Raw genomic sequence first — 19,576 nt, 5'->3', positions numbered from 1 at the left:
TGGTCTTACAATATAGTCATTTTGTATATTTTTGATTCCTCCGTTAACACTAAAATACTATTTTCATCTCCTTGCATCGTATAAAAATATACTAGGCTTAGTAGTTGTAACTAATTATTTTCGATAATATACCAACTTACCCTATAGGTTAGTAACAAATAAATGAAAAAGAGCAAAATAGCAATACCTAGATAGTTTATATCTATTATAACGGTTGTACTAGCAAAATTTTCAAAGTAGCCTAGCAATGCCTTACTTAACGCAATTGCTAATGGAATAGCTATTAATAACGGAGCAATAAAATAACCTATAATTTGTTGCAATAAAAGTACTTTATTTTGTCTTGACTGATTACCTAAAAGGTATAAAATGTGATAATCATTAACACTATCAAGAGCACTCGTTGTCGTTTGAAGAGATATGATACTTAATGATAGTATGATAAAAATTGCTCCAATAAATATCATTACCAATACAATGACCCCCATTACACCAAGTTGAAGTTCTGAAGCTCTGACTTTCGTTTGATAAACAAAATCAGAATTATTTCCATTTTTATCTGTAAAATAATATTTTTCAACCCATTTACCTAAAAAGTTTTCTATTTTTCTTTTATCAGTTTTACTCTTATAAAGTGCTATATAATGAGTACTTTCAATAGTTAATTTAGTTGCAACACTATCCGGGACAACCAAAGTCCCTCTATCATTATTTTCAACTGATGTAACAAAATAAACATTACTAAGAGGTGTTCGTGAAGCCGGTACTAATAATTGCTGCCCGATCATTATTCCACTTGTCTTTTCTAAAAATTTTTTGATTTGTGATAATGTTCCTTTGTAGTTAGCATTCATTAAAAATTCGTTATCTTTGAGGGTAGTCTCTTTCTTACCTTGGATTTTTAATAGGTGATTATAGTCTGATAAGCTGATAATTTTAACAGGTGAATCCCCCAAAGCCTTATCGAGATTCCATAATTGACTTGTATCGATAATATCTTTATAGGTCAATTGACTCTGATAAATTGGATGCTCAAACTCTACATTAATGGCTGAAAAATCAAAACCATCTTCTTTTAATTTTTCTTTTATAGTCTTATCATTGTAGTGATATTCTTCTCCTACAAACTTCTGGATATCTAGATCATAAGGAAGGAATCTATTTAAATCATGATTCATCGAAGTATAAGCACTCCCACTAAATACCAACAAGCTAAGAGCTAATGTCATAGTCAAAGATAAAACAGATAATGTAACTGAATTACTATCTACTTGTTTTGAAAATTGGCGAATTTTAAAAGTATTTAAGTTCTTAAAGTAAATATTAGGAACTCTTCTTAAACTACTAAGTACAAAATGACTTAGTGTGTTATAAAACAAAATAACAAATATGACAAAAAATGAAACTAATAAAATTCCCCAATCTTTCAAGATTGATAAATGTTTAAAATTTGAAAGATAAATATTACCAGAAGAAATGACTAGTATTGACATGATAAATATACATACTTGAAGTATTGTACTTCCCGTCAAAAAAAATGATTTTTTTACACCATTATCTTGAATTAGTGCGATAATATTCTTCTTTCTAAAATTAAGGATATTCATAACTCCCACAATAATACTTGTAAAGAAAAATGAATAAATTAGTAAAGTTACTGACTTTATGTCAAAATAAATCATGTTTCCAAAATAATTTGCCATGAAAAATTCTGAAGCAATATGAGCTAAAATAATCAGAAATACTAGGCCTAGAGAAAATCCAAGAAATAAAGCAAGAATATTAACCAACATCGTTTCAAAGAAAAGCGTACCAATAATATGATGCTTCTTCATTCCTAAAGTAGCATAAAGACCAAGTTCTTTTTTTCGCCTTCCCAATACAAAATTCGTTGAATAAATGATTAGAAAAGTAACTGCCGCAAGTATTAGATATGATAAAATTCCCATATATTGCGACATAATCGTTGTCATCATCTCCTTAGTTCCTGACAAACTCTGCATAACTGGATGACTCGGTAAAGCATTAAAAGCATATAAAAGGCTGTAAATCAATGCTAAACTTAAAAAGTATATTGTATAGGTCTGTAAATTTCTAAATACATTACGTAAAATTAATTTCGGATACATTTCTTTTTCTCCTATCTTGTACGATTATATATTTCTTGCAGGTAAGCTTCATTCGATAGACCTTTACGCTCAATATCATCAGTAATTTTTCCATCACTAAGAAGTACCATTCGCGATGAATACTTAGCTGCCACTGGATCATGAGTAACTAATAAAATTGTAATACCAAAAACTTTATTAACTTCCTGTAGTAAGGTCATCAAGCTTTCTGAATTAGCAGAATCCAGAGCGCCAGTTGGCTCATCAGCAATCAATAATTTTGAATCATCAATCAGCGCTCTAGCCGTAGCAACACGTTGACGTTGACCCCCAGATAACTGATTTGGAAACTTTCTTTTCAAATTCTGAATAGACAACTTTTCCAGTATGTCATTAATTTTTGTTTGGTATTTTCTAACAGACTTTCCTTGAATCTGAAGAGGAAGCACTATATTTTCAAAAACGGTTAAGGTTTCAACTAAATTATAAGATTGAAAAATATAAGAAATATTATTGGCACGATAATCAGCTAATTGATTTTCTTTTGCATGGATAATATCGAAATTTTCAAAAAAAATATCACCTGAAGTTGGTTTATCAATAGTAGATATACAATTTAATAAGGTTGTTTTTCCACTTCCACTTGCACCCATAATTGCAAGAAATTCTCCTTTTTCAATTAACAAATCAATACTCGATAAAGCATGGACAAGACTCTCCCCTTCTCCAAACGTTTTACTTACCCCTTTTACAATTAACTGTGACATAACTTTTTCCTCCATTCTTTTCTATACAATAATTATAGTTAATTGGAACCACTCTGCCATGAGTAATTTGTGCAAAGAAAAAAACAATAACCTCTAAATTCGAGACTATTATTTTTTACACTAATCTATGATTAGTAGTGAGAAAATCTCTGACAGGAAAGACTGCTCACTACTTTTTCTTTATGATAAATTGTAAAATAAAGAGCTACAAAAAAGATAATCACAATCGGCTTCAACCAAACCACATACGATTGCCTCTATGTATCACCTTATCAAATTTCTTCAACATAAAGTGTTGATTTTACATATCCTTTTTTAGCTAAATAACTTTAAAAATCGGACAGCAACTTCAGACTAGTTACTGTCCGAAAAGTATCTTCACCTTCAAAAAACTGATAGAGTTAGCAAGGAGAATAATCTATTTTCGATCATTTCGTTTCTTCATAAAGTAAACAATCCCTACAACAATTACTCCTAGTACAATTACAGGAGCATAAAACTCAAGTGTTCCAATAATGCCTTCCATCTTATCCTCCTTCAAATTTACTTAATTATCTTACCCACAACGAACATTTGGTGTAGTACATTCATATGACTGAGTAAGAATCCATCCACAACGGCCTTGACTGGTCATTCGAATAGCTGTACGCCATCCTGAAGCAGATTTACCATTCAATTCTTGACTACTAATTTCAAACTCTAATGTGTCAATAACAGCAGTTTCTTTTTTCATCTGTTTTCCTCCGTGAATATATCATTATTAACCTATATTGTCAATAATAACATGGAAAAATCTATGTTTTGCTCTAACTATAGTTTCCTAACAGCGGACATTATTACTAGTACACTCTGAAGAACATGTAAAACACCTTCCACAACGACCCGCTAAAGTTAGCTTAAAAGCAGTGTACCACCCACCTGTTCCAGATTTTCCTTCTAATTCTTGACTGCTAATTTCAAATTCAAGTGTATCAATTTCAGTATTGAATTTCTTATTTTTCATAGTTCACACTCCATAGATTTCCTAGTTATTTTTTCATAACAATCAAAGGTTATTTATAAAAATAAATTACAATAGCCTATTCTTTAACGACATTTAACATTATTGGATGAGCACTCATATGAACCTGTAAACCAACGTCCACATCGACCTGCTGCTGTTAATTGAACAGCTGTAAACCAACCTGAACCTGATTTCCCTTCAAGCTCTTGATTTTTGACTTCAAAATCAAGGCTATCAATTTCATGTTTATTTCTCTTCTCTTTCATAATACTTAACTCCTTTTTCTACTTGATGTGTTCAAGAACATACCTTCAAATCGTTGCTTATCTTCATATAGTTCGGATAGATCCCTAATATGCTTTTAAGTAAGCAGCCTACTTCTAGTACAGTATTTAATTTATCTGCATTTAACATTATTTGACGAACATTCGTATGAACCTGTAAACCAACGTCCACATCGACCTGCTGCTGTTAGTTGAACAGCTGTAAACCAGCCTGAACCTGATTTCCCTTCAAGCTCTTGATTTTCAACTTCAAACTCTAAAGAATCAATCTCAGGGTGATTAGTGTTCTTTACCATAGGGTTACCTCCTTCTTATTTTTAAGATGATCATCTTTACATTAAGTAGTATACACCTTATTTATGTTTTCAAAATGAGTAAATCACGCAAAATTTAGCACTTTTTGAGAGTATTTCATTCTTTTTATTAATTTTTTGATTAGAAACAACCTAATCTACATAGACTTCTTTCCACAAAAAAGATTGTTAGAAATAGTCTAACAATACAATATATTTTCACTTTAATAATATCGCAGGTCTAACTTTCTGTGGTTCCTGGCAGTTTTTACATAATAAGTTCTGTACTATAATTGTTTATGATAAATAAAACATCACTAGTCTCAGGAGCTCTGAAAACTCTCATTCCCACTATGCAAGAGAATTCAACTATTCTAGTTAATTATAGTAAATCGATGAAATAAGGTTTGAGATCTATTTCTATCAAGAATACTGTTGCTCCTTTAAAGTTCCGTTGATAAAAGATAAGGTTCCTGAAAGCAAGATACCAGCAAATTTCTTTAATTGCAGTTCTCATAAATAATTAGCTTATAACTACGATAACTTACAAAGATACTATGACTAATAACTTTTTCGAAGCCTGGTTCTAAAAAATCTTATTTCTCACTTTAGATACACCTTTAGTTATAATCATGGACAATATAAAGTTTCATAGGAAGAGTAGACTAAATTTCTTGTGAATTGAGACTGAACAAAAAGTCTTTAAATCTAGAAAAAGCTTATAACTATGTTGTCAAAAACATTGATTCTAAGCTATTTTTTAATATTCAAATTTTAATTTTAGGCTAAAATTTTAGTTTTTTGTCCAGCCTCACTCCCTCTGTACCCAACGGGGTATAATCCTATCAAGAGAACATAGACTCACATCAAAAATACCTCAGAAAAGTATTGCCAAATTGCGATACTTTTCGTGAGGCACTTCCGTTATACTCTTATTTCAATTAACAATATACAGAGATTGAATAACAAAACCGTTTTCTTCACAATCACGATTGTACCTTACTCTCCTCTATATAATTAGTAATCCATCTGATAAAGTTTTTGATAAAAACCGTTTTCTAATTCCAACAATTCCGTATGTTTCCCTGTCTCTGCAATCTTACCTTTTTCCATTACAAAAATTTGATCAGAGTCAATAATTGTAGATAGACGATGTGCTATTACAATTATAGTAATCTTTTGCTCTTTGAATCTCTGCATAATTTCTTTTTCATTAATATTATCTAAATAACTTGTAGCCTCATCCAATAAAATTATTTTAGGTTTCTTTATTAATGCTCGTGCCAATATTATGCGTTGACGTTGACCACCAGAAAGATTCATGCCCATTTCTGAAACTAGCGTATTGTATCCCATTGGCATTTCCATAATTTCATGATGAATATTAACAAGTTTACAGACTTCAATCATTTCTTCCTGTGAAACCGAAAAATCTCCAGCGATATTCTCAAAGATAGTCTTATTAAACAAGGTCATGTCTTGTGGAACAATACCTATTTGCTGACGAAGATACTGTTTATCTAAAGAATAGTAGTCAAAATCATCAAATAAAATTTTCCCAGATGTTGGAGGAAATAGGCCTATCAATAGTTTCGAAAGAGTACTCTTACCTGAACCAGATGCTCCAACAATCGATATTTTTTCACCCTTCTTAATATCAATACTAATATCAGAAAGTACCTTTTTACTGTCTTTCGTGTATGAAAAAGAAACATTCTGAAGTTTTATTGAGCCACTTAAGTCATGTTTTGTGGCACCATTTTCCTCTACATCTTCCTCTAGTATTTCTACAATGCGAGACAAGAATGTTTTGCTATTATAAAATGATACAATCGTATCAAAGATATTATTAACTTTGCTAAATAGTAAATTCGATAGTGAATATATCGCAAATGCTCCTCCTATTGGCACCACTGGTTGCTCACTAGTTATAAGCGTAACAAATAATAGAATAAATGGTGATATAAAAGTAATAATTGTAAATAATGAATTTACAATTCCTGAAAATATTTCACTATGCTTGTACCTATACAAATATCTGTTAAGATAATGATTCCACTGCTCATACGTTTGTCTCTCAAATCCCTCCATTTTTATTCCCATCATAGAATAAATCATCTCAATTTGTTTATTTTGAAGATCATTTTGAGCTATAATAAAAGCTTTACTTTTTTGCTCTAAATTCTGTTTTGTTGATAACAGTAATAACAAATTTAATGATAATAGCAACAATGCCAAGATAGAAACTATCGGATCTACATAGGCAAAATACACTAAGATACATATCACAAATCCTACGTCAAGTATCCCCAATATGACTTGATTCGTAAATAATTGCCTAATTCTGACTAAACCATTTATTGAATAAATCAGATCACCACTACTTCTTGTTGAAAAAAACTTATAAGGTAATTTAAATAAACGTTTAATTACACTGTTATTTAATCTATTATCTATATCATTAGTTAAATTAACAGAAAGATAACGTTGCCCTAACATAATTGCAAAATAAATCAATATGAATAATATAATATATACAACCATGTTAGACTGACTAAGCTTAATCCCTGCCGTAACTCTATTTATAATTTGTTGTATCCATATTGGCAGAATAAAACTTACTGCGTAGCTTGCCAATGTTACAAGTAGTAGCGGGAGGAAGTAGTGCCAAGACAGCCATAATTTTTGATAAACACTAATATAGCTCTCTTTTGACTTCTTTTTTTCGACATTTTTATAATTTATAATACTAATCAGATATTCAGAAAAGCCTTCTGAAAATTCTATCAAATCATATTTTAATTTGCCTAATTCTGGATCAACTATCCAAACATGTTTTGAGGTAACTTTTTCGATGACAACGAAATGTTTACTCTCCCACAACGCAATAGCTGGAACCTTTATCTTGGGGAAGCTATCAATTTGTTCCTTCGGAAAACGGAAAGATTTTACATCAAATCCTATATTCTCTAATAGATCTATTAAATTATGAAAACTAGTTCCATCTCTCCCTGTTTCCTTAAGATTTCTCAAATCTTTAATAGTAATTTCGTGATCATAGTAACTTGATACCATCGCTACACAACATAAACCACACTCTGTCTTCTGGTGTTGTTCAATAAAAGGTATCTTTCTTTTCATCTCCATCTCCCATTAATTTAAAAGCAAAATCTCATTCAACATTTTTCTACCTGATTCATAGTTTGCCATTAGTATCCCCAATTCACCGGTTAAAACTCCCCAATCATCACACTCAAAAGCTATCTTATCAAAAAAATATGAGCTGCTCTCAGAAGCTATTTTTTCCACCAATGCATCGGATTCACCTAAAATAGAAGCTACAATTACTAAATTTCCTACATTACCATGACAAATTGAATTTTCAAAATTTAATTGATGTGATAACACTTCTTTCGAATAATAGTCAACTTCTTTTTCTAAGTATGGATCTGGGAATCCATTGAGCAGCAAATAGTGTTTCACTTTAATAATCCCCACAATCCCGTTACACCAAGAGTAATACTTAGCATTTTCCCTCAAGGGAATAACTTTTTCTCTACCTAATTGTGAACGCTCATTCTCAAGGTACCCCTGAATACAAAAAACAATAGTCTTTTTTAGTTTAGATCTTTCATCTAGAAGTTTAGAGTATTTAAATAATTGAGCAATAACCCCATAATCTCCATGCGCATAGCCAGGATCATTCTCAACCCAGTATCCCTTTTCTCTATAAGCTATTATTAATCGTTTTACAATATCTTTAGCCATAGTATCAGCTAAATTACTAATATCAGAATAATTACTAGTTACCTCTTTAATCTTTATCAAGACAGCAAGAATCCCTGAAAGACCTCCAATAATATCTAAATTATCTAGCTTTTGTATAGAATCATATGTAGATAACAGAATTTTTTTAATTAGTTCTTCTTGATTTTCAATAAGAGCAATTCCTTTTTGTTTTAAGGTACATAATGTATATAAATAGCCGTAGATGCCAGTAAATGCTCCCAATTTATGAGGAAGAAACTCATCCTGACAGTAATTTTGTACATAATTATTTGTATATCTCACAACTCCTGGTAAAATAGACTGTAATCTGTCATCTTTTATACTACTAATCCCTAAAATCATTCCGGAAGTTCCATTATATAAACTATAGTCCATTGGAGAAATATCGTAATTCTTATTCATTGCTAGCATACTCAGCTAGCTACTTTCACCATCAAATTCAAATCTTGCAGACATAATATGATCAATAAAACTTGATTTAAGATTTAAATTCTTTTCGTTACTTTCTTCACGATTCTTTAAAAATAATTCACTACCCATAAAGGTCATGTTTATTATTCTTTTCTGCCTTAGTAAATTTTTTTCTGATAAATTCGATACTCTACTTAATACTTTTTCTAAAATACTACTTCCATCTAAGGTAAATAGATGCGAATGTATTCCATTATAGATTTTATTTTGGGATGAATTTGTATAAAAAATCGGAATATCTCCCTTTCTAAGCTGACTTATTTCATCTTCTATCATTATTCTATCAAACTCAATCTCAACATCACCATATTCAAACAACCTCAGCAAATACATTTCAAAATCATATTTGTTTTTTAATAAATCTGGGTGATGGCTAGTTTCCAAAAACTGGACATAAATATTTGTGTTTCTGTAGATATATCTTGTTTCACAATCTTTGAAATATTTAGTAATCATTTCAATTACTTTATCTTTGTTATTTAAAATTATTTTATAGATTGTTTCAAACCCTTGATGAACACATTCTCGATATTCAGAACAAGACACGGTTTTTCCTTTATACCTTACAGTACTTGGAAAGTCACCTACTTCTTTAAATACTTTCTCTATCCTGATTTCATCTGTACCAACATTAGCTAATTGATGTGTCAAATAAGGAGATTCTCGTCTTTCTCCAGAATTCAAAGCACCAACTTCCATACCTTTATCATTATTGATAGAATATAATGTCATTGGTAGAATCCCTACACTATATACAGAATTAGCTACATAGTCGTATATATTTTGGATGTTAGAAGTTATTATTTCATTTTCATTAAGGTGCAAAATGGTCTCATTATCAATAAGAAATGGAGCTGATTGATGAGCTAAAATATTTTCTCCATGATAGTCCTTTGCACCAAAAACATGAAGAAAAGCAAGTAGCTTCCCCATATTGTTATAATATGTTTTGACATCTTGAATTGAGTTACATTCCTTTTCTTGTATAAACTCTACAAAACTATAACTATCTTTGCTAAAAGTCCTTGGGATGAATAACACATTTGGCAGATCAAAAGTGTCTGAAAACTCCTTAGCAAATAAGTCTAAATTGACATCTACAGACATATTTCTCGGTTTGTAAACTAACTTTCTACCATTGTCAAACTCTAAAATGCAAACACTTTTACCATCTGAATGAGTATCTCCTACATTAAAGTGTATTTTTGATAATACCAGATTAGAAAGATTGAAATAACTTTCAATAGATAATTTACTGTTCTCAAATTGAGTAATAATCAGCTTCACATACTCAAAAGTATTAGACAGTTTTTTATCTAGCAGTTCATACAATACCGGATATTTATTATAGAACTCCAGAATATAATTTCGATTTTGTAATAAAGTATTTATAAAGTAATCATATCGCTCTTTACTATCTTTCCCAATCAGACGACTAGACCGTCTCAAATTATTGATTTCTAAAATAACTGTTCGGTAGCTAATATTCATGCAAATTTCAAAAAAAGTTGATTCAATCTCTATAAAAAACTGCTTTTTATCTTGAATAGAAATAGTATTATTTAGAAAAATCGATAGTTTTTCTAAATATTTTAAGCAAACTGGTTTAAATAAATCTAGCCAGTGAATGTTATGCCTCAAGTTATCCTGTGGCTCATATAATTCCCATTGAATTTCACTTAATTCTCGTGTGGTATTGTATTTTTCCTCTTGCTCATAGATCCTATGTCTGTTCTCCCACTCAGTTAGACTTTCACCAGAAATTGATGTTAAAAACATATCCAGTTGTGTGTTATTCGTAACGTGATTAAATAACTTCAACCATTTTTTTGAAACTTTAGACATATTAAATACCTCCTTATTAACACTAGGTTAACAAATTTTACGATATCTAAAATGAGTAAAATGTGCACTTTTAAAGATACGTTAGATAGAGATGTAAGAAATTAGCACTGTACACTATTGTTGTTGCAATTCAATAATATGGACTAATAGCTACGGCTACTAAACCTCATTCTAAATCTCTCTCCTCCTTCTTTTCTTGAATCTGATTGTATCTTACTCTATCATTCAATATTGCTATAAACTTCTCTAAACGCCTTACACTATGCTCATAGGCATCAATCTTCATTTCTAAGTCGCTTTGATGGTCTGAAATTTCTTTTTCCACTTTGTCTAGTTTGATTGCTGCTGAGAGATTTAGTCTGCCATAATCATAACGTGCTAATCGTCTACTCTCACTATCTTCGCTTTCTAAATTGACGAGACACTCCGCTATCTTAGTTAAGGTAGCGATTTTTTGATTGGTTTCTGAAATGGCTAAATCTAATGTGGCAATTTCTAAAACCAGTTCATCCTTGATGTTGATATAGGACTTTTCCTGGACATTTAGTTCAACTAGGAGATTCACTTCTTCGAGTTTCTCTTTGATTGTTTCTAGACTAGCTCTTCTTTGTTTTGGTATCAGTTGACTTTCTTCTCCTAGTTGTCGAATCAATTCTCTCCCACGAATAAAGCGATTTAAGTCCGACTTTTCTTTGTTGTAAAGAAAAAATTGAGCAGTCTCTCTAAGATAGATTCTATACTGGGTTTCCCTATCCTTTTCAATAATATCCAGTTGTCTATTCTGTATAAAGACCAAGCCTTCCTTTCCGATACCATAACCGACCTTAATAAAAATACCGTCTTGAACAACTTTTTCTATTTGATGGTCTACCAATGTAACTTCAAACTCATGGACGGCATCTCTTTTTGCTTTAAATTCTTGAAAAGCACTAACAATATTTTCTAAGGAGGTTACATTTTCATTCTCATCTTCTTGATGAAGAATGAAATCACTTATCCATTGTTCAGATAAAGGAATTCTTGTTCCTATGTCAGAAAAATACGTCTCAAAATAATCCAAATCATACATCTCCTTCTTACTCAGGGCTTGATTTGAAATCATTATCCCTCGCCATACGAAGTCCACATACTTCTGTTTAGGTTTGATTACTAAGTGAAGTTCTTTTGCTTTTTCTTGTAGCTCTTCAAAACTCTCTACTCTTGGCAAGAGGTATTCTAGGATCTGTTCAATTTCCTTTTTGGCAAAATAGTGCTGAAAATATTCCTTACTGTAAGGTTGACGCTTATTGAGTTTATTCCCACGAATGACCTGTTTCATCTCACTATCAGTCATAAAAAAAGTGGCATGCTTACCACTAAAATCCATCTTGATATGCAGCGCCTTTGCTTTCTCTAAAAAAATCCTCATAATTCTTTGAGTTCTCCATAAGAAAGTAAAGCCTCTGTTTGAGTTCATAACCCCAATTACTTCGCTTATAAGCTTCAAACTGTTTATGCGAATAACGATTGGGTTCTATAATTTTTGCACCAGCTATTTTAGAAATACGGTCTGAAATGTGTTTAAAATTCTGGTACATTTTCTTGTTCCAAACGAATTTCTTAAATGAATTTTGGTCTATGGCATTTATCATAATATGATTATGAACATGAGACCTATCAATATGAGTCGTCACAATAAACTTAAACTGTCCCCCAGTTAATTCCATTGCGACTTCATGACCGATACGATGAATCTCTTCTAGGCTTAAGGGATCGTCTGGTGAGAAGGACTGAATCAGATGATGGGCATGAATATTTTTCTTAAGATGCTCGACATACTGACCACGTCTCTCATAGAGTTTATCATTGTTTAAACAGTTACTATGATACATTTCAACTAAATCTTCCCAAATCGGAAAATCCAAGTAATGACTTATGCCATAGTCTGAAAGTAATTTAAACTGGTTCGTTTTATCAGGATTTAAAATATATTTGATTAAGCGTCTTCGATGCTTTGTCCCATAGATAGGATAATGTTTAGTGATGACCATAATAAGACCTCAACTTTTCAAGCTTGAGTGTGTATTGTTTTTCAACCTCAGTAATCAACTCCTTTACAGCTTCATGTAATCTATCTACATCATCTTTCGAGATTAAATGACTCTGATTCACATGATGAGCGATTTGGTTAATATTATTTCCAATTCGTTTTAACTGCATGACTAAATCGCTAAAACTATTATCCTGAATGGTTATAAATTTTTCAGTAGGATTTAGTAAGACTAAACGAGCATAATCTGAAAATGTGGAACAGCCACTTTTTGCAATAAGACGATTTAAGGTATTTAGCTCTTCATCAGATAGAAAAACTTTTTTTAAATGATTGCGGTAACGATAAGCCATTAGTACCTCCTAACGTAAATACTTATTTTTAAAATCTGCACTCAAAGGCAAGAAACTTTCTATTTCTGAGAGCAATTCCTGAACACATTTCAGTATGAGCGAAAGACTCTCTCCAACCTCTATATCTTTCTGCTCTACTAATACTTGAACACGATGAATATCCTTGGCAAGGTTACTGATTGTTTGAAAAAGCAACAGGTAACTGAGGGTTTGAGTGTCTATTCTCTCCTCCTCCAATACCTTTTTACGAACAAACTCCGAAAAACTAAGCACATTTTTTCTAGCCATCTGTCCTTGGATGATTTTTTCTTCCTCTTTCGTCAATCGAAATTGCTTACGGATCAAGCGTCTATCCTGTTTCATTTTATTTTTCCTTTCTAAACCATCGGTACTGACAGCGTCAGACAGGCAGACAGCGTCAGCCCAAAATAGACTTAGTGATTTCAGCCTCCTTAGGGTACTTGCGAGCATTGAAGCTGTGTCCACAACTTCCCAAAAATCTATCGCCTAGTTCTACGAAACCCACGGTTTCAGAGACTAGACGATACGATAACTTGGTGGCTCCGCCCCCAAACCCCTGTTGAAAAAATTAAGAGGTACTTCACAAGAGTTGAAAAAAGTATAGCAAGGAAAATTTGGAAATTTTATCACACCGCTTATTTTCTCTTCCAAAATTTAAAAACATCTGTTATAATTTTTGTTAAGTTATAGATTAACAAGAGGGTATAAAATGTTTTCAAAAGAAAGACTCAAGGCAAAGCGAACTGAATTGGGCTTATCTCAAACTGCTATCGCCAATGAATTAGGGGTTAATCGTACTGCCTATCATAACTGGGAAAATGGGAAGACAGTACCCAATCAGAAAAATCTGACAGCACTGTCTCTTATTTTGAAAGTTCCTGAAACCTACTTTGAATCTGAGTTTGACATCATTTCAAACTACCTTCAACTATCCCAAGAAAACCGTAAAAAAGCAGACTCCTTTGTCGAAAATTTATTGGAAGAGCAGAACAAAAACAAAGTGGTCCCACTCTTTGCTGTTGAAGTTCTATCTGAAGTCGCTCTATCAGCTGGTCCAGGAGAAAGTCTTTTTGATGAATACGAGACAGAAATCGTCTATTCTGAAATTGAACAAACTGGCTATGATATTGCGACTTGGATTAAGGGTGACTCTATGGAGCCTGTTTATCAAAGCGGAGAGGTTGCCCTTATCCGTGCAAATGGTTTTGATTATGATGGGGCAGTTTATGCCTTATCATGGAATGATAATGTTTATATAAAGAAACTCTATCGTGAAGAAACAGGCTTTCGTATGGTCTCTTTAAACCCACTTCACAAAGAGCGGTTTATTCCATATGAGGATAATCCTCAAATTGTTGGTGTCGTTGTCGGTCATTTTATGCCTGTTATTGGAGGATAACAATGTCTAGTACAGTTAAACAAATGATTTATCTTAAGAATAATCGCATTATTCTTACACTTGATTTGAAAGAATACGATGTGACCGATTGTATCAATGAAGTTATCGATGAACTGAAAAAACTAAAAGCGAGGTAAAAAGATGGGCTATATTGATTATTCCAAAGAACCTCAATCAGATATAGCATTTATTGATATGAAATCCTTTTATGCTTCAGTGGAATGTGTTGATTTAGGTTTGAACCCTTTACACACTTCCCTCTGTGTTATGAGTCGTGCTGATAACTCTTCCGGCCTTATCCTTGCCTCATCTCCCATGTTTAAGAAAGTCTTTGGAAAAAATAATGTTGGGCGTTCCTACGACCTCCCATTTGATATTAAAACAAGAAAATTTAGTTATCAAAATGCTTGGAGACAAGGCATCGAAGTGACACCTAAATACAAATCTTTTATTGAGCATTGGGCGAAAAGAACTATTATTGTACCGCCAAGGATGGATCGATATATTGAAAAAAATATCGAAATTCAACATGTCTTTCAAGACTTTGCAGCACCAAATGATATTTTTCCCTATTCGATTGATGAAGGCTTTATCGATTTAACTTCTTCTCTCAATTACTTTATCAAAGATAAGGCATTGACGAGAAGGGAGAAATTGGATAATTTATCAGCCATTATCCAACGTGATATTTGGCGAAAGACTGGTATTATCTCAACTATTGGAATGAGCAATGCTAATCCTCTTTTAGCTAAACTTGCACTTGATAACGAGGCAAAGAAAACAGTAACAATGAGAGCCAATTGGTCTTATGAAGATGTCGAAAGTAAAGTATGGGCAATCTCAAAGCTAAAAGAATTTGGAAAAGTTGGTGTTCAGCTCTGGTTTCATGCCAATGGTGTTGATGAGAGTAATGTTCATAACACTTATCAACCAAAATCACACGGTCTTGGCAACTCTCAGGTTCTTCCGAGAGACTATCTCCAACAAAGAGAAATTGAGGTGGTGCTATCTGAAATGGCTGAACAAGTTGCCATTCAATTACGAAAAGAACATAAAAAAGCAACGATTGTTTCAATTTTTGTTAATTATTCAAAGACGGAAATGAAAGGCCCTATACAAGCTCAGATGAAGATTGACCCGACCAATATAACACGACTATTGACTGATACCGTTTTAAAACTCTTTCGTTCGAAATATCAATCAGGGGCTGTTCGGGGAATAGCCGTCAACTATTCTGGATTCGTGGATGAGAACTACACACTCCTTTCCCTTTTTGACGATATAGAAGCTATCGAAAAAGAAGATAAACTCCAATCTGCGATTGATAACATAAGGGATGAATTTGGCTTTTTAGCCATTCAAAAAGGAACCGTCCTTTTGGACAGTTCCAGAAACATTGCAAGAAGTAAACTAATAGGTGGGCACTCTGCTGGTGGCTTAGACGGGTTAAAGTGACTTATAATCTATTAAACAAAAAAAGATGGGCTAGCCACCTTAACATCGATTGGTCACTTTTTTATTTTACAAGGAGTCAGAACCGTCACTCCTTATCTTTACGATGTCTATATGACTATTCTAAACTTTTTGATAAGACTGTCAACTATTATTTAAAAGGAGGTTCTAATATGGTTGATCGCTCATATTTGCCATTTCAATCTGCTAGAGAATACCAAGATACAGGAATGCAAAAATGGATGGGCTTTTTCCTATCTGAACACACTACTGCACTCTCTGATGATAACAATCATATCAGCTATCTTTCAGAATTATCAGTAGAAACAAAGCTACTCTTACTCAGCCAACTCTACTCCAATCAACTTCCTAGCTGTATAGTTGTTCTAGAAAACAAGAAAAAAGTGACAGTCATCGGAACAATTCAACATCTAAGTCAAGATTATATTTTAGTTAAGACAAAAGAGTCACAAATTACTGTTTCCCTGGAACAAATTCTTTCTATCAGGTTAGACGAGGAGGTTTTAGATGAATCAGCTTGATTTTCATCGTAATCAACTTCAAATGGATTACTTTAGTGATAGCTATCGACAATTTGAGACTGACTTTTATCGCTACTCAGCGCTCGATACACCACTTACTTTTCTTACAGACGATATTCTACTTGCCATGTACAAATCAAAGAAAAACTATTTTAAACTCAATAAAGAAAACGCTAAAGATAATAGTGACCATTACTTTATCTTTGATATTACAACTCTAAGCGAAACAAAAACGGTTTCCAAATATACCTATCGGAAAACCGTTAAACATATTGAGTAAGAATTAGTGTGCATACGACTAATTTCGTTTAGATTGCTTAAATTTCTCGATATTCTTCTCTAGCTTTTCTACGTGTAATTTATTTTTAGCCTCAATGATATGCTCATCGAGGCTTTTGTCATTCTCTGTTTGAATGGGAGATTGCTCTGAAATAGGAGTCTCTATCTCGGTCTTTGATGTTTCATCAAAAATCAAAGTTATCAATTGATTGATTTTATTTAATTGATGATCATCCATCTCAGACAAGCGATGAATAAGAAGTTTAAACAGGTCTTTTGTTTGTTTTGACTTTTGTTTTTTTCGTAATTGAAACATCTTCTTCCTTTCAAAAAAGCAGTCCTGATTATAGAACTGCTTGTGTCTGTTAAAGCTCATCAATGGCATCATAAATGGCCTGAAGTTTTTTCGTTTGTTGATTTTTCTGGTCAATCAGACTATGCAAGTCTTCAATTTTTTTCTGACTTAACATCACATCATCTGTATTCTGTGCAATCTGTTTTGATAGGTAGAGTTTATAGTCAGACGTTATATCTGAGCTAACCTCTTGTGCTTGTTCTAAAGATTTAGACACTTGCTTTTTGGGAGCAGGTTGTGGAGATGGAGCTTGCTTACGCTTTTCAAAGGCTGCCAAATAGTCTAGGTTATCTACTGGAGCAGGCTTATCTCCTGTTTTTCCAAATAAAGCCGCAATTTTTTCACGTTCTTCACTTGCTGTCCCTTGCTCTTCTAAGGGTTGATTAAACTGCCAATCTTTTGTCATTTTTAGTCCTCATTTCTTATTTCTTCTTGGCCAAAAGCCTGATCAAGTGCTTGGTTAAATCCTAATGGACTAGCCTGTTGCCGTCTCATAAACGCAGTAAACATTGCGTTTTGTAGTTGCTCTTGATACTGCTCTAATTTTTCTTGTTCTTTTAGTACCTTCTCCCTTTGCCTAGAAACTTTTTCTTCTAGGCGTTCTATGACACTCATTTTTGCGTCCTCCTTATAGTGATTAGTCTAGCCCATAGGGCTTGATTTTTTTATCACACCTCTAACGTAAACGGCCCAGTCGTCTTTTCTTTTGTTCCAATTTGAATCCTCGCCTGATTGATAAGACTCTCTAAACTAGGATTCTTCTGAGATTTAAGAATGTCATTCCAATCTGACTTTCCTTTCTCTTCTAGGAGATGAGGAAGGTCTAGTTGAAAAGGTAAAGACAAATCACTGCACTTTCCAATAAAATCAAGACCAGCCTTATCATGGTCAACTGCTAATGTTATAACATCTGGAGATTCTTTAAAGTAAGTCGTTGTCTCAATTAAAGTGGTAAGATAGGTAAGCAGTTTTGATGGATTCAAGCTATCTAAAAAAGGTAGGTTCTTCTTTTCTCCTGCAATAAGTCTAAGGATTTGATAGGCTATACAGCTACGTTTCAAGCCATCCATCGCTACTAATCGAGTATTTTTTAGGCTTGATTGGTGCAATTCAAAATAACTCATCGCATCAATAACGGATTCTGTAAATACTAAACGATTAGGCTTGCCAATATCAACACTAACACCAACATGCCCCTCGGAGTGTTTCATCGTCCGCTTTAAATAAGGGCGTTTCTCGTCAATATGCCTTTTTAAACCTTGAAGACTTGCACCAACAAGAACATGTCTATGATTAAATGCTTTGAAAACTAAGACAGGTTCATGTCGATAAAGAGCCTGTGCCATAATACCTTGTCTGCCAAAAAAATTGATTGTTGAGTCAGAAATGCCTCTTTCTTCTTTTAGGTATCGTCTTGCTAGATGAAAATCCTCTTGCCCATCTTCTGTCACATAGTAACGAAAAGGTTCTTTTTTAACCAGTTCTTCCTTATGAAGTTGAAAATTACCAGTTTTTAGATAGCTAACTGCCTCTTTGAAGCCGACTCCAGTAAGAGTTTGGACAAAATCAATGGCATCTCCTCCCTGGTCTCTTGAAAACCATTTGAAGGTATTTGTTCGCATAAAAACTTTAAATGAATCATGTTCAGGATGTTCGTAAATATCAGAGGAAATCCGCTTAAAAGGAATACCCAATGACTCTGCAATAGCTATCAAAGACTTCTGTTTTAAATCTTTTAGTGTTTCCATACCAATCCTCCATATCATAAAAGCATGGCAATAACCACGCTTTATTTTTATGGTCCAACTGTTGTAGAACTTGAAATAGCTGGAATTGCAGAATTAACTTCCTGATTAGAAGAAAGCTCAGAATCTTTCTCCAACTCCTCCAAAGTTTTATTCCAAGACTTCATGTGATTGACAAGAAGTTTATCGCCTACTTTGGCATAACTTAGCAGAAGTGTTTGGGTTTCAGTTTGAGTCGTTTTTGCCTCATCTTTATGTTCAAGGTCGGCAATATAAGTGACACGATAACTAACCTGAGCAATCGCTTGATTATTCTCCTGATTGATATAAATAAGAGCATCTTCAAAACGATAATCAATCATATAATCCTTGTAGACCTGATTGAGAGCTTCATTTTGACGTGCTACTTCTTCAGAAAATGCGGCATCTGTTAAATAAGGTTTAATACGCTCATTATTTTCGCTCAACTTTTCCTTCGTGTAATATTGGGTTAGAAATTCTTTGACTCCGTCAGTTGAAATTTTTGTCTGTTTATCTGATTTCTCCTGCTTTTGAAGTAAGGCTTTAGCCTCCTTACGAATTGTCGCTTGTGTCATTTGGGTAGCGGACTGATGACCAACAGAATACCCCATAACTGCAATAAAGCTAGTTATTGCAACAGCCCCAAGGCTTGCAACAATCTTAACCTTCGTTTTATCAATCATGTCATAATGACCTCCTTATTCTTTGTTAAGACTAAGAATATGACAGTTGCCTTGATTTTAGTATCACAAAAAGACCACCATAAGGTGATCTTTACTCTGCTTATTCTCTTAGCGAATGACGTTTTCCTTAACTAATA

The 19,576-nt window shown here is 33.0% G+C and carries 22 protein-coding genes and 1 pseudogene; 5 read left to right on the top strand and 18 right to left on the bottom strand.

What is annotated here, in order from left to right; all coding sequences use genetic code 11:
• Nucleotides 1-110 precede the first annotated feature (110 nt).
• From JOC28_RS01790 to JOC28_RS01735, 13 genes and pseudogenes are all read right to left on the bottom strand, one after another.
• Nucleotides 111-2,129: an ABC transporter permease gene (locus JOC28_RS01790; RefSeq protein WP_205008932.1), complete on the bottom strand. Its 2,019-nt coding sequence runs from the start codon at nucleotides 2,127-2,129 to the stop codon at nucleotides 111-113.
• Nucleotides 2,130-2,140: 11 nt separating this feature from the next.
• A complete protein-coding gene (locus JOC28_RS01785; protein ID WP_205008931.1) occupies nucleotides 2,141-2,875 on the bottom strand; it encodes an ABC transporter ATP-binding protein in 735 nt (244 codons plus the stop codon).
• A 418-nt stretch (nucleotides 2,876-3,293) separates the two neighbouring features.
• The gene (locus JOC28_RS01780; RefSeq protein WP_017648787.1) at nucleotides 3,294-3,401 is read right to left on the bottom strand and encodes a QVPTGV class sortase B protein-sorting domain-containing protein; all 108 of its coding nucleotides are present in this window, start codon (nucleotides 3,399-3,401) and stop codon (nucleotides 3,294-3,296) included.
• A gap of 30 nt (nucleotides 3,402-3,431) precedes the next feature.
• The gene (gene slmA / locus JOC28_RS01775) at nucleotides 3,432-3,608 is read right to left on the bottom strand and encodes a salivaricin M family lantibiotic (protein WP_017648786.1); all 177 of its coding nucleotides are present in this window, start codon (nucleotides 3,606-3,608) and stop codon (nucleotides 3,432-3,434) included.
• An 87-nt stretch (nucleotides 3,609-3,695) separates the two neighbouring features.
• The gene (gene slmA, locus JOC28_RS01770; protein WP_205008930.1) at nucleotides 3,696-3,878 is read right to left on the bottom strand and encodes a salivaricin M family lantibiotic; all 183 of its coding nucleotides are present in this window, start codon (nucleotides 3,876-3,878) and stop codon (nucleotides 3,696-3,698) included.
• Between the two features lie 83 nt (nucleotides 3,879-3,961).
• The gene (slmA, locus tag JOC28_RS01765; protein ID WP_205008929.1) at nucleotides 3,962-4,144 is read right to left on the bottom strand and encodes a salivaricin M family lantibiotic; all 183 of its coding nucleotides are present in this window, start codon (nucleotides 4,142-4,144) and stop codon (nucleotides 3,962-3,964) included.
• Nucleotides 4,145-4,275: 131 nt separating this feature from the next.
• Complete coding sequence (gene slmA / locus JOC28_RS01760; RefSeq protein WP_205008928.1) at nucleotides 4,276-4,458, bottom strand: salivaricin M family lantibiotic; 183 nt, start codon at nucleotides 4,456-4,458, stop codon at nucleotides 4,276-4,278.
• Between the two features lie 1,014 nt (nucleotides 4,459-5,472).
• Nucleotides 5,473-7,596 (bottom strand): peptidase domain-containing ABC transporter, encoded by a 2,124-nt coding sequence (locus JOC28_RS01755; RefSeq protein ID WP_205008927.1) that lies wholly within the window; start codon nucleotides 7,594-7,596, stop codon nucleotides 5,473-5,475.
• 12 nt (nucleotides 7,597-7,608) lie between these two features.
• Nucleotides 7,609-8,646, bottom strand: a complete 1,038-nt coding sequence (locus JOC28_RS10670) for a lanthionine synthetase LanC family protein (protein WP_239548789.1) — start codon at nucleotides 8,644-8,646, stop codon at nucleotides 7,609-7,611.
• Between the two features lie 15 nt (nucleotides 8,647-8,661).
• Nucleotides 8,662-10,560: a type 2 lanthipeptide synthetase LanM gene (gene lanM / locus JOC28_RS10665; protein WP_239548787.1), complete on the bottom strand. Its 1,899-nt coding sequence runs from the start codon at nucleotides 10,558-10,560 to the stop codon at nucleotides 8,662-8,664.
• A 166-nt stretch (nucleotides 10,561-10,726) separates the two neighbouring features.
• Nucleotides 10,727-12,590: pseudogene (locus JOC28_RS01745) on the bottom strand (SAG1250 family conjugative relaxase).
• On the bottom strand, nucleotides 12,577-12,942 hold the full coding sequence (locus JOC28_RS01740; RefSeq protein WP_205008926.1) for a MobC family plasmid mobilization relaxosome protein: 366 nt from the start codon (nucleotides 12,940-12,942) through the stop codon (nucleotides 12,577-12,579). Before JOC28_RS01740 ends, JOC28_RS01745 begins: the two are co-directional and overlap by 14 nt.
• A 9-nt stretch (nucleotides 12,943-12,951) precedes the next feature.
• A complete protein-coding gene (locus JOC28_RS01735; protein WP_205008925.1) occupies nucleotides 12,952-13,305 on the bottom strand; it encodes a hypothetical protein in 354 nt (117 codons plus the stop codon).
• 367 nt (nucleotides 13,306-13,672) lie between these two features.
• On the opposite strand from JOC28_RS01735, the gene JOC28_RS01730 reads away from it, so the two are divergent.
• The 5 genes from JOC28_RS01730 (at nucleotide 13,673) to JOC28_RS01715 (ending at nucleotide 16,636) form a co-directional block, all read left to right on the top strand.
• On the top strand, nucleotides 13,673-14,362 hold the full coding sequence (locus JOC28_RS01730; protein ID WP_205008924.1) for an XRE family transcriptional regulator: 690 nt from the start codon (nucleotides 13,673-13,675) through the stop codon (nucleotides 14,360-14,362).
• Between the two features lie 2 nt (nucleotides 14,363-14,364).
• Nucleotides 14,365-14,499: a hypothetical protein gene (locus JOC28_RS10805; protein ID WP_275582118.1), complete on the top strand. Its 135-nt coding sequence runs from the start codon at nucleotides 14,365-14,367 to the stop codon at nucleotides 14,497-14,499.
• A gap of 4 nt (nucleotides 14,500-14,503) precedes the next feature.
• The gene (locus JOC28_RS01725; protein WP_205008923.1) at nucleotides 14,504-15,817 is read left to right on the top strand and encodes a Y-family DNA polymerase; all 1,314 of its coding nucleotides are present in this window, start codon (nucleotides 14,504-14,506) and stop codon (nucleotides 15,815-15,817) included.
• A 170-nt stretch (nucleotides 15,818-15,987) separates the two neighbouring features.
• Complete coding sequence (locus tag JOC28_RS01720; RefSeq protein ID WP_205008922.1) at nucleotides 15,988-16,356, top strand: hypothetical protein; 369 nt, start codon at nucleotides 15,988-15,990, stop codon at nucleotides 16,354-16,356.
• Nucleotides 16,343-16,636, top strand: a complete 294-nt coding sequence (locus JOC28_RS01715; protein WP_205008921.1) for a DUF5960 family protein — start codon at nucleotides 16,343-16,345, stop codon at nucleotides 16,634-16,636. Before JOC28_RS01720 ends, JOC28_RS01715 begins: the two co-directional genes overlap by 14 nt.
• A gap of 18 nt (nucleotides 16,637-16,654) precedes the next feature.
• On the opposite strand, the gene JOC28_RS01710 is transcribed toward JOC28_RS01715, so the two are convergent.
• The 5 genes from JOC28_RS01710 to JOC28_RS01690 are packed head-to-tail and all read right to left on the bottom strand — an operon-like array spanning nucleotide 16,655 to nucleotide 19,439.
• Entirely contained in the window at nucleotides 16,655-16,951 is a 297-nt protein-coding gene (locus tag JOC28_RS01710; protein WP_205008920.1) for a hypothetical protein, read from the bottom strand.
• 49 nt (nucleotides 16,952-17,000) lie between these two features.
• A complete protein-coding gene (locus tag JOC28_RS01705; RefSeq protein WP_205008919.1) occupies nucleotides 17,001-17,396 on the bottom strand; it encodes a DUF5945 family protein in 396 nt (131 codons plus the stop codon).
• A gap of 2 nt (nucleotides 17,397-17,398) precedes the next feature.
• Nucleotides 17,399-17,605, bottom strand: coding sequence for a DUF5965 family protein (locus tag JOC28_RS01700; RefSeq protein ID WP_205008918.1), 207 nt, complete (start codon nucleotides 17,603-17,605; stop codon nucleotides 17,399-17,401).
• A gap of 53 nt (nucleotides 17,606-17,658) precedes the next feature.
• Nucleotides 17,659-18,738 (bottom strand): CHC2 zinc finger domain-containing protein, encoded by a 1,080-nt coding sequence (locus tag JOC28_RS01695; RefSeq protein ID WP_205008917.1) that lies wholly within the window; start codon nucleotides 18,736-18,738, stop codon nucleotides 17,659-17,661.
• Between the two features lie 47 nt (nucleotides 18,739-18,785).
• On the bottom strand, nucleotides 18,786-19,439 hold the full coding sequence (locus JOC28_RS01690; RefSeq protein ID WP_205008916.1) for a peptidylprolyl isomerase: 654 nt from the start codon (nucleotides 19,437-19,439) through the stop codon (nucleotides 18,786-18,788).
• Nucleotides 19,440-19,576: the final 137 nt, after the last annotated feature.

The organism is Streptococcus loxodontisalivarius, assembly GCF_016908645.1.
Taxonomy (GTDB): domain Bacteria; phylum Bacillota; class Bacilli; order Lactobacillales; family Streptococcaceae; genus Streptococcus; species Streptococcus loxodontisalivarius.
Note: the sequence above shows the minus strand (reverse complement) of the source record. Positions and strands in the feature narration are given on the sequence as shown.

Excerpts from the sequence above, each read along its gene's own strand:
- JOC28_RS01790 (WP_205008932.1), bottom strand. The coding sequence starts at position 2,129 with ATGTATCCGAAATTAATTTTACGTAATGTATTTAGAAATTTACAGACC.
- JOC28_RS01785 (WP_205008931.1), bottom strand. The coding sequence starts at position 2,875 with ATGTCACAGTTAATTGTAAAAGGGGTAAGTAAAACGTTTGGAGAAGGG.
- JOC28_RS01780 (WP_017648787.1), bottom strand. The coding sequence starts at position 3,401 with ATGGAAGGCATTATTGGAACACTTGAGTTTTATGCTCCTGTAATTGTA.
- slmA (WP_017648786.1), bottom strand. The coding sequence starts at position 3,608 with ATGAAAAAAGAAACTGCTGTTATTGACACATTAGAGTTTGAAATTAGT.
- slmA (WP_205008930.1), bottom strand. The coding sequence starts at position 3,878 with ATGAAAAATAAGAAATTCAATACTGAAATTGATACACTTGAATTTGAA.
- slmA (WP_205008929.1), bottom strand. The coding sequence starts at position 4,144 with ATGAAAGAGAAGAGAAATAAACATGAAATTGATAGCCTTGATTTTGAA.
- slmA (WP_205008928.1), bottom strand. The coding sequence starts at position 4,458 with ATGGTAAAGAACACTAATCACCCTGAGATTGATTCTTTAGAGTTTGAA.
- JOC28_RS01755 (WP_205008927.1), bottom strand. The coding sequence starts at position 7,596 with ATGAAAAGAAAGATACCTTTTATTGAACAACACCAGAAGACAGAGTGT.
- JOC28_RS10670 (WP_239548789.1), bottom strand. The coding sequence starts at position 8,646 with ATGAATAAGAATTACGATATTTCTCCAATGGACTATAGTTTATATAAT.
- lanM (WP_239548787.1), bottom strand. The coding sequence starts at position 10,560 with ATGTCTAAAGTTTCAAAAAAATGGTTGAAGTTATTTAATCACGTTACG.
- JOC28_RS01740 (WP_205008926.1), bottom strand. The coding sequence starts at position 12,942 with ATGGCTTATCGTTACCGCAATCATTTAAAAAAAGTTTTTCTATCTGAT.
- JOC28_RS01735 (WP_205008925.1), bottom strand. The coding sequence starts at position 13,305 with ATGAAACAGGATAGACGCTTGATCCGTAAGCAATTTCGATTGACGAAA.
- JOC28_RS01730 (WP_205008924.1), top strand. The coding sequence starts at position 13,673 with ATGTTTTCAAAAGAAAGACTCAAGGCAAAGCGAACTGAATTGGGCTTA.
- JOC28_RS10805 (WP_275582118.1), top strand. The coding sequence starts at position 14,365 with ATGTCTAGTACAGTTAAACAAATGATTTATCTTAAGAATAATCGCATT.
- JOC28_RS01725 (WP_205008923.1), top strand. The coding sequence starts at position 14,504 with ATGGGCTATATTGATTATTCCAAAGAACCTCAATCAGATATAGCATTT.
- JOC28_RS01720 (WP_205008922.1), top strand. The coding sequence starts at position 15,988 with ATGGTTGATCGCTCATATTTGCCATTTCAATCTGCTAGAGAATACCAA.
- JOC28_RS01715 (WP_205008921.1), top strand. The coding sequence starts at position 16,343 with ATGAATCAGCTTGATTTTCATCGTAATCAACTTCAAATGGATTACTTT.
- JOC28_RS01710 (WP_205008920.1), bottom strand. The coding sequence starts at position 16,951 with ATGTTTCAATTACGAAAAAAACAAAAGTCAAAACAAACAAAAGACCTG.
- JOC28_RS01705 (WP_205008919.1), bottom strand. The coding sequence starts at position 17,396 with ATGACAAAAGATTGGCAGTTTAATCAACCCTTAGAAGAGCAAGGGACA.
- JOC28_RS01700 (WP_205008918.1), bottom strand. The coding sequence starts at position 17,605 with ATGAGTGTCATAGAACGCCTAGAAGAAAAAGTTTCTAGGCAAAGGGAG.
- JOC28_RS01695 (WP_205008917.1), bottom strand. The coding sequence starts at position 18,738 with ATGGAAACACTAAAAGATTTAAAACAGAAGTCTTTGATAGCTATTGCA.
- JOC28_RS01690 (WP_205008916.1), bottom strand. The coding sequence starts at position 19,439 with ATGATTGATAAAACGAAGGTTAAGATTGTTGCAAGCCTTGGGGCTGTT.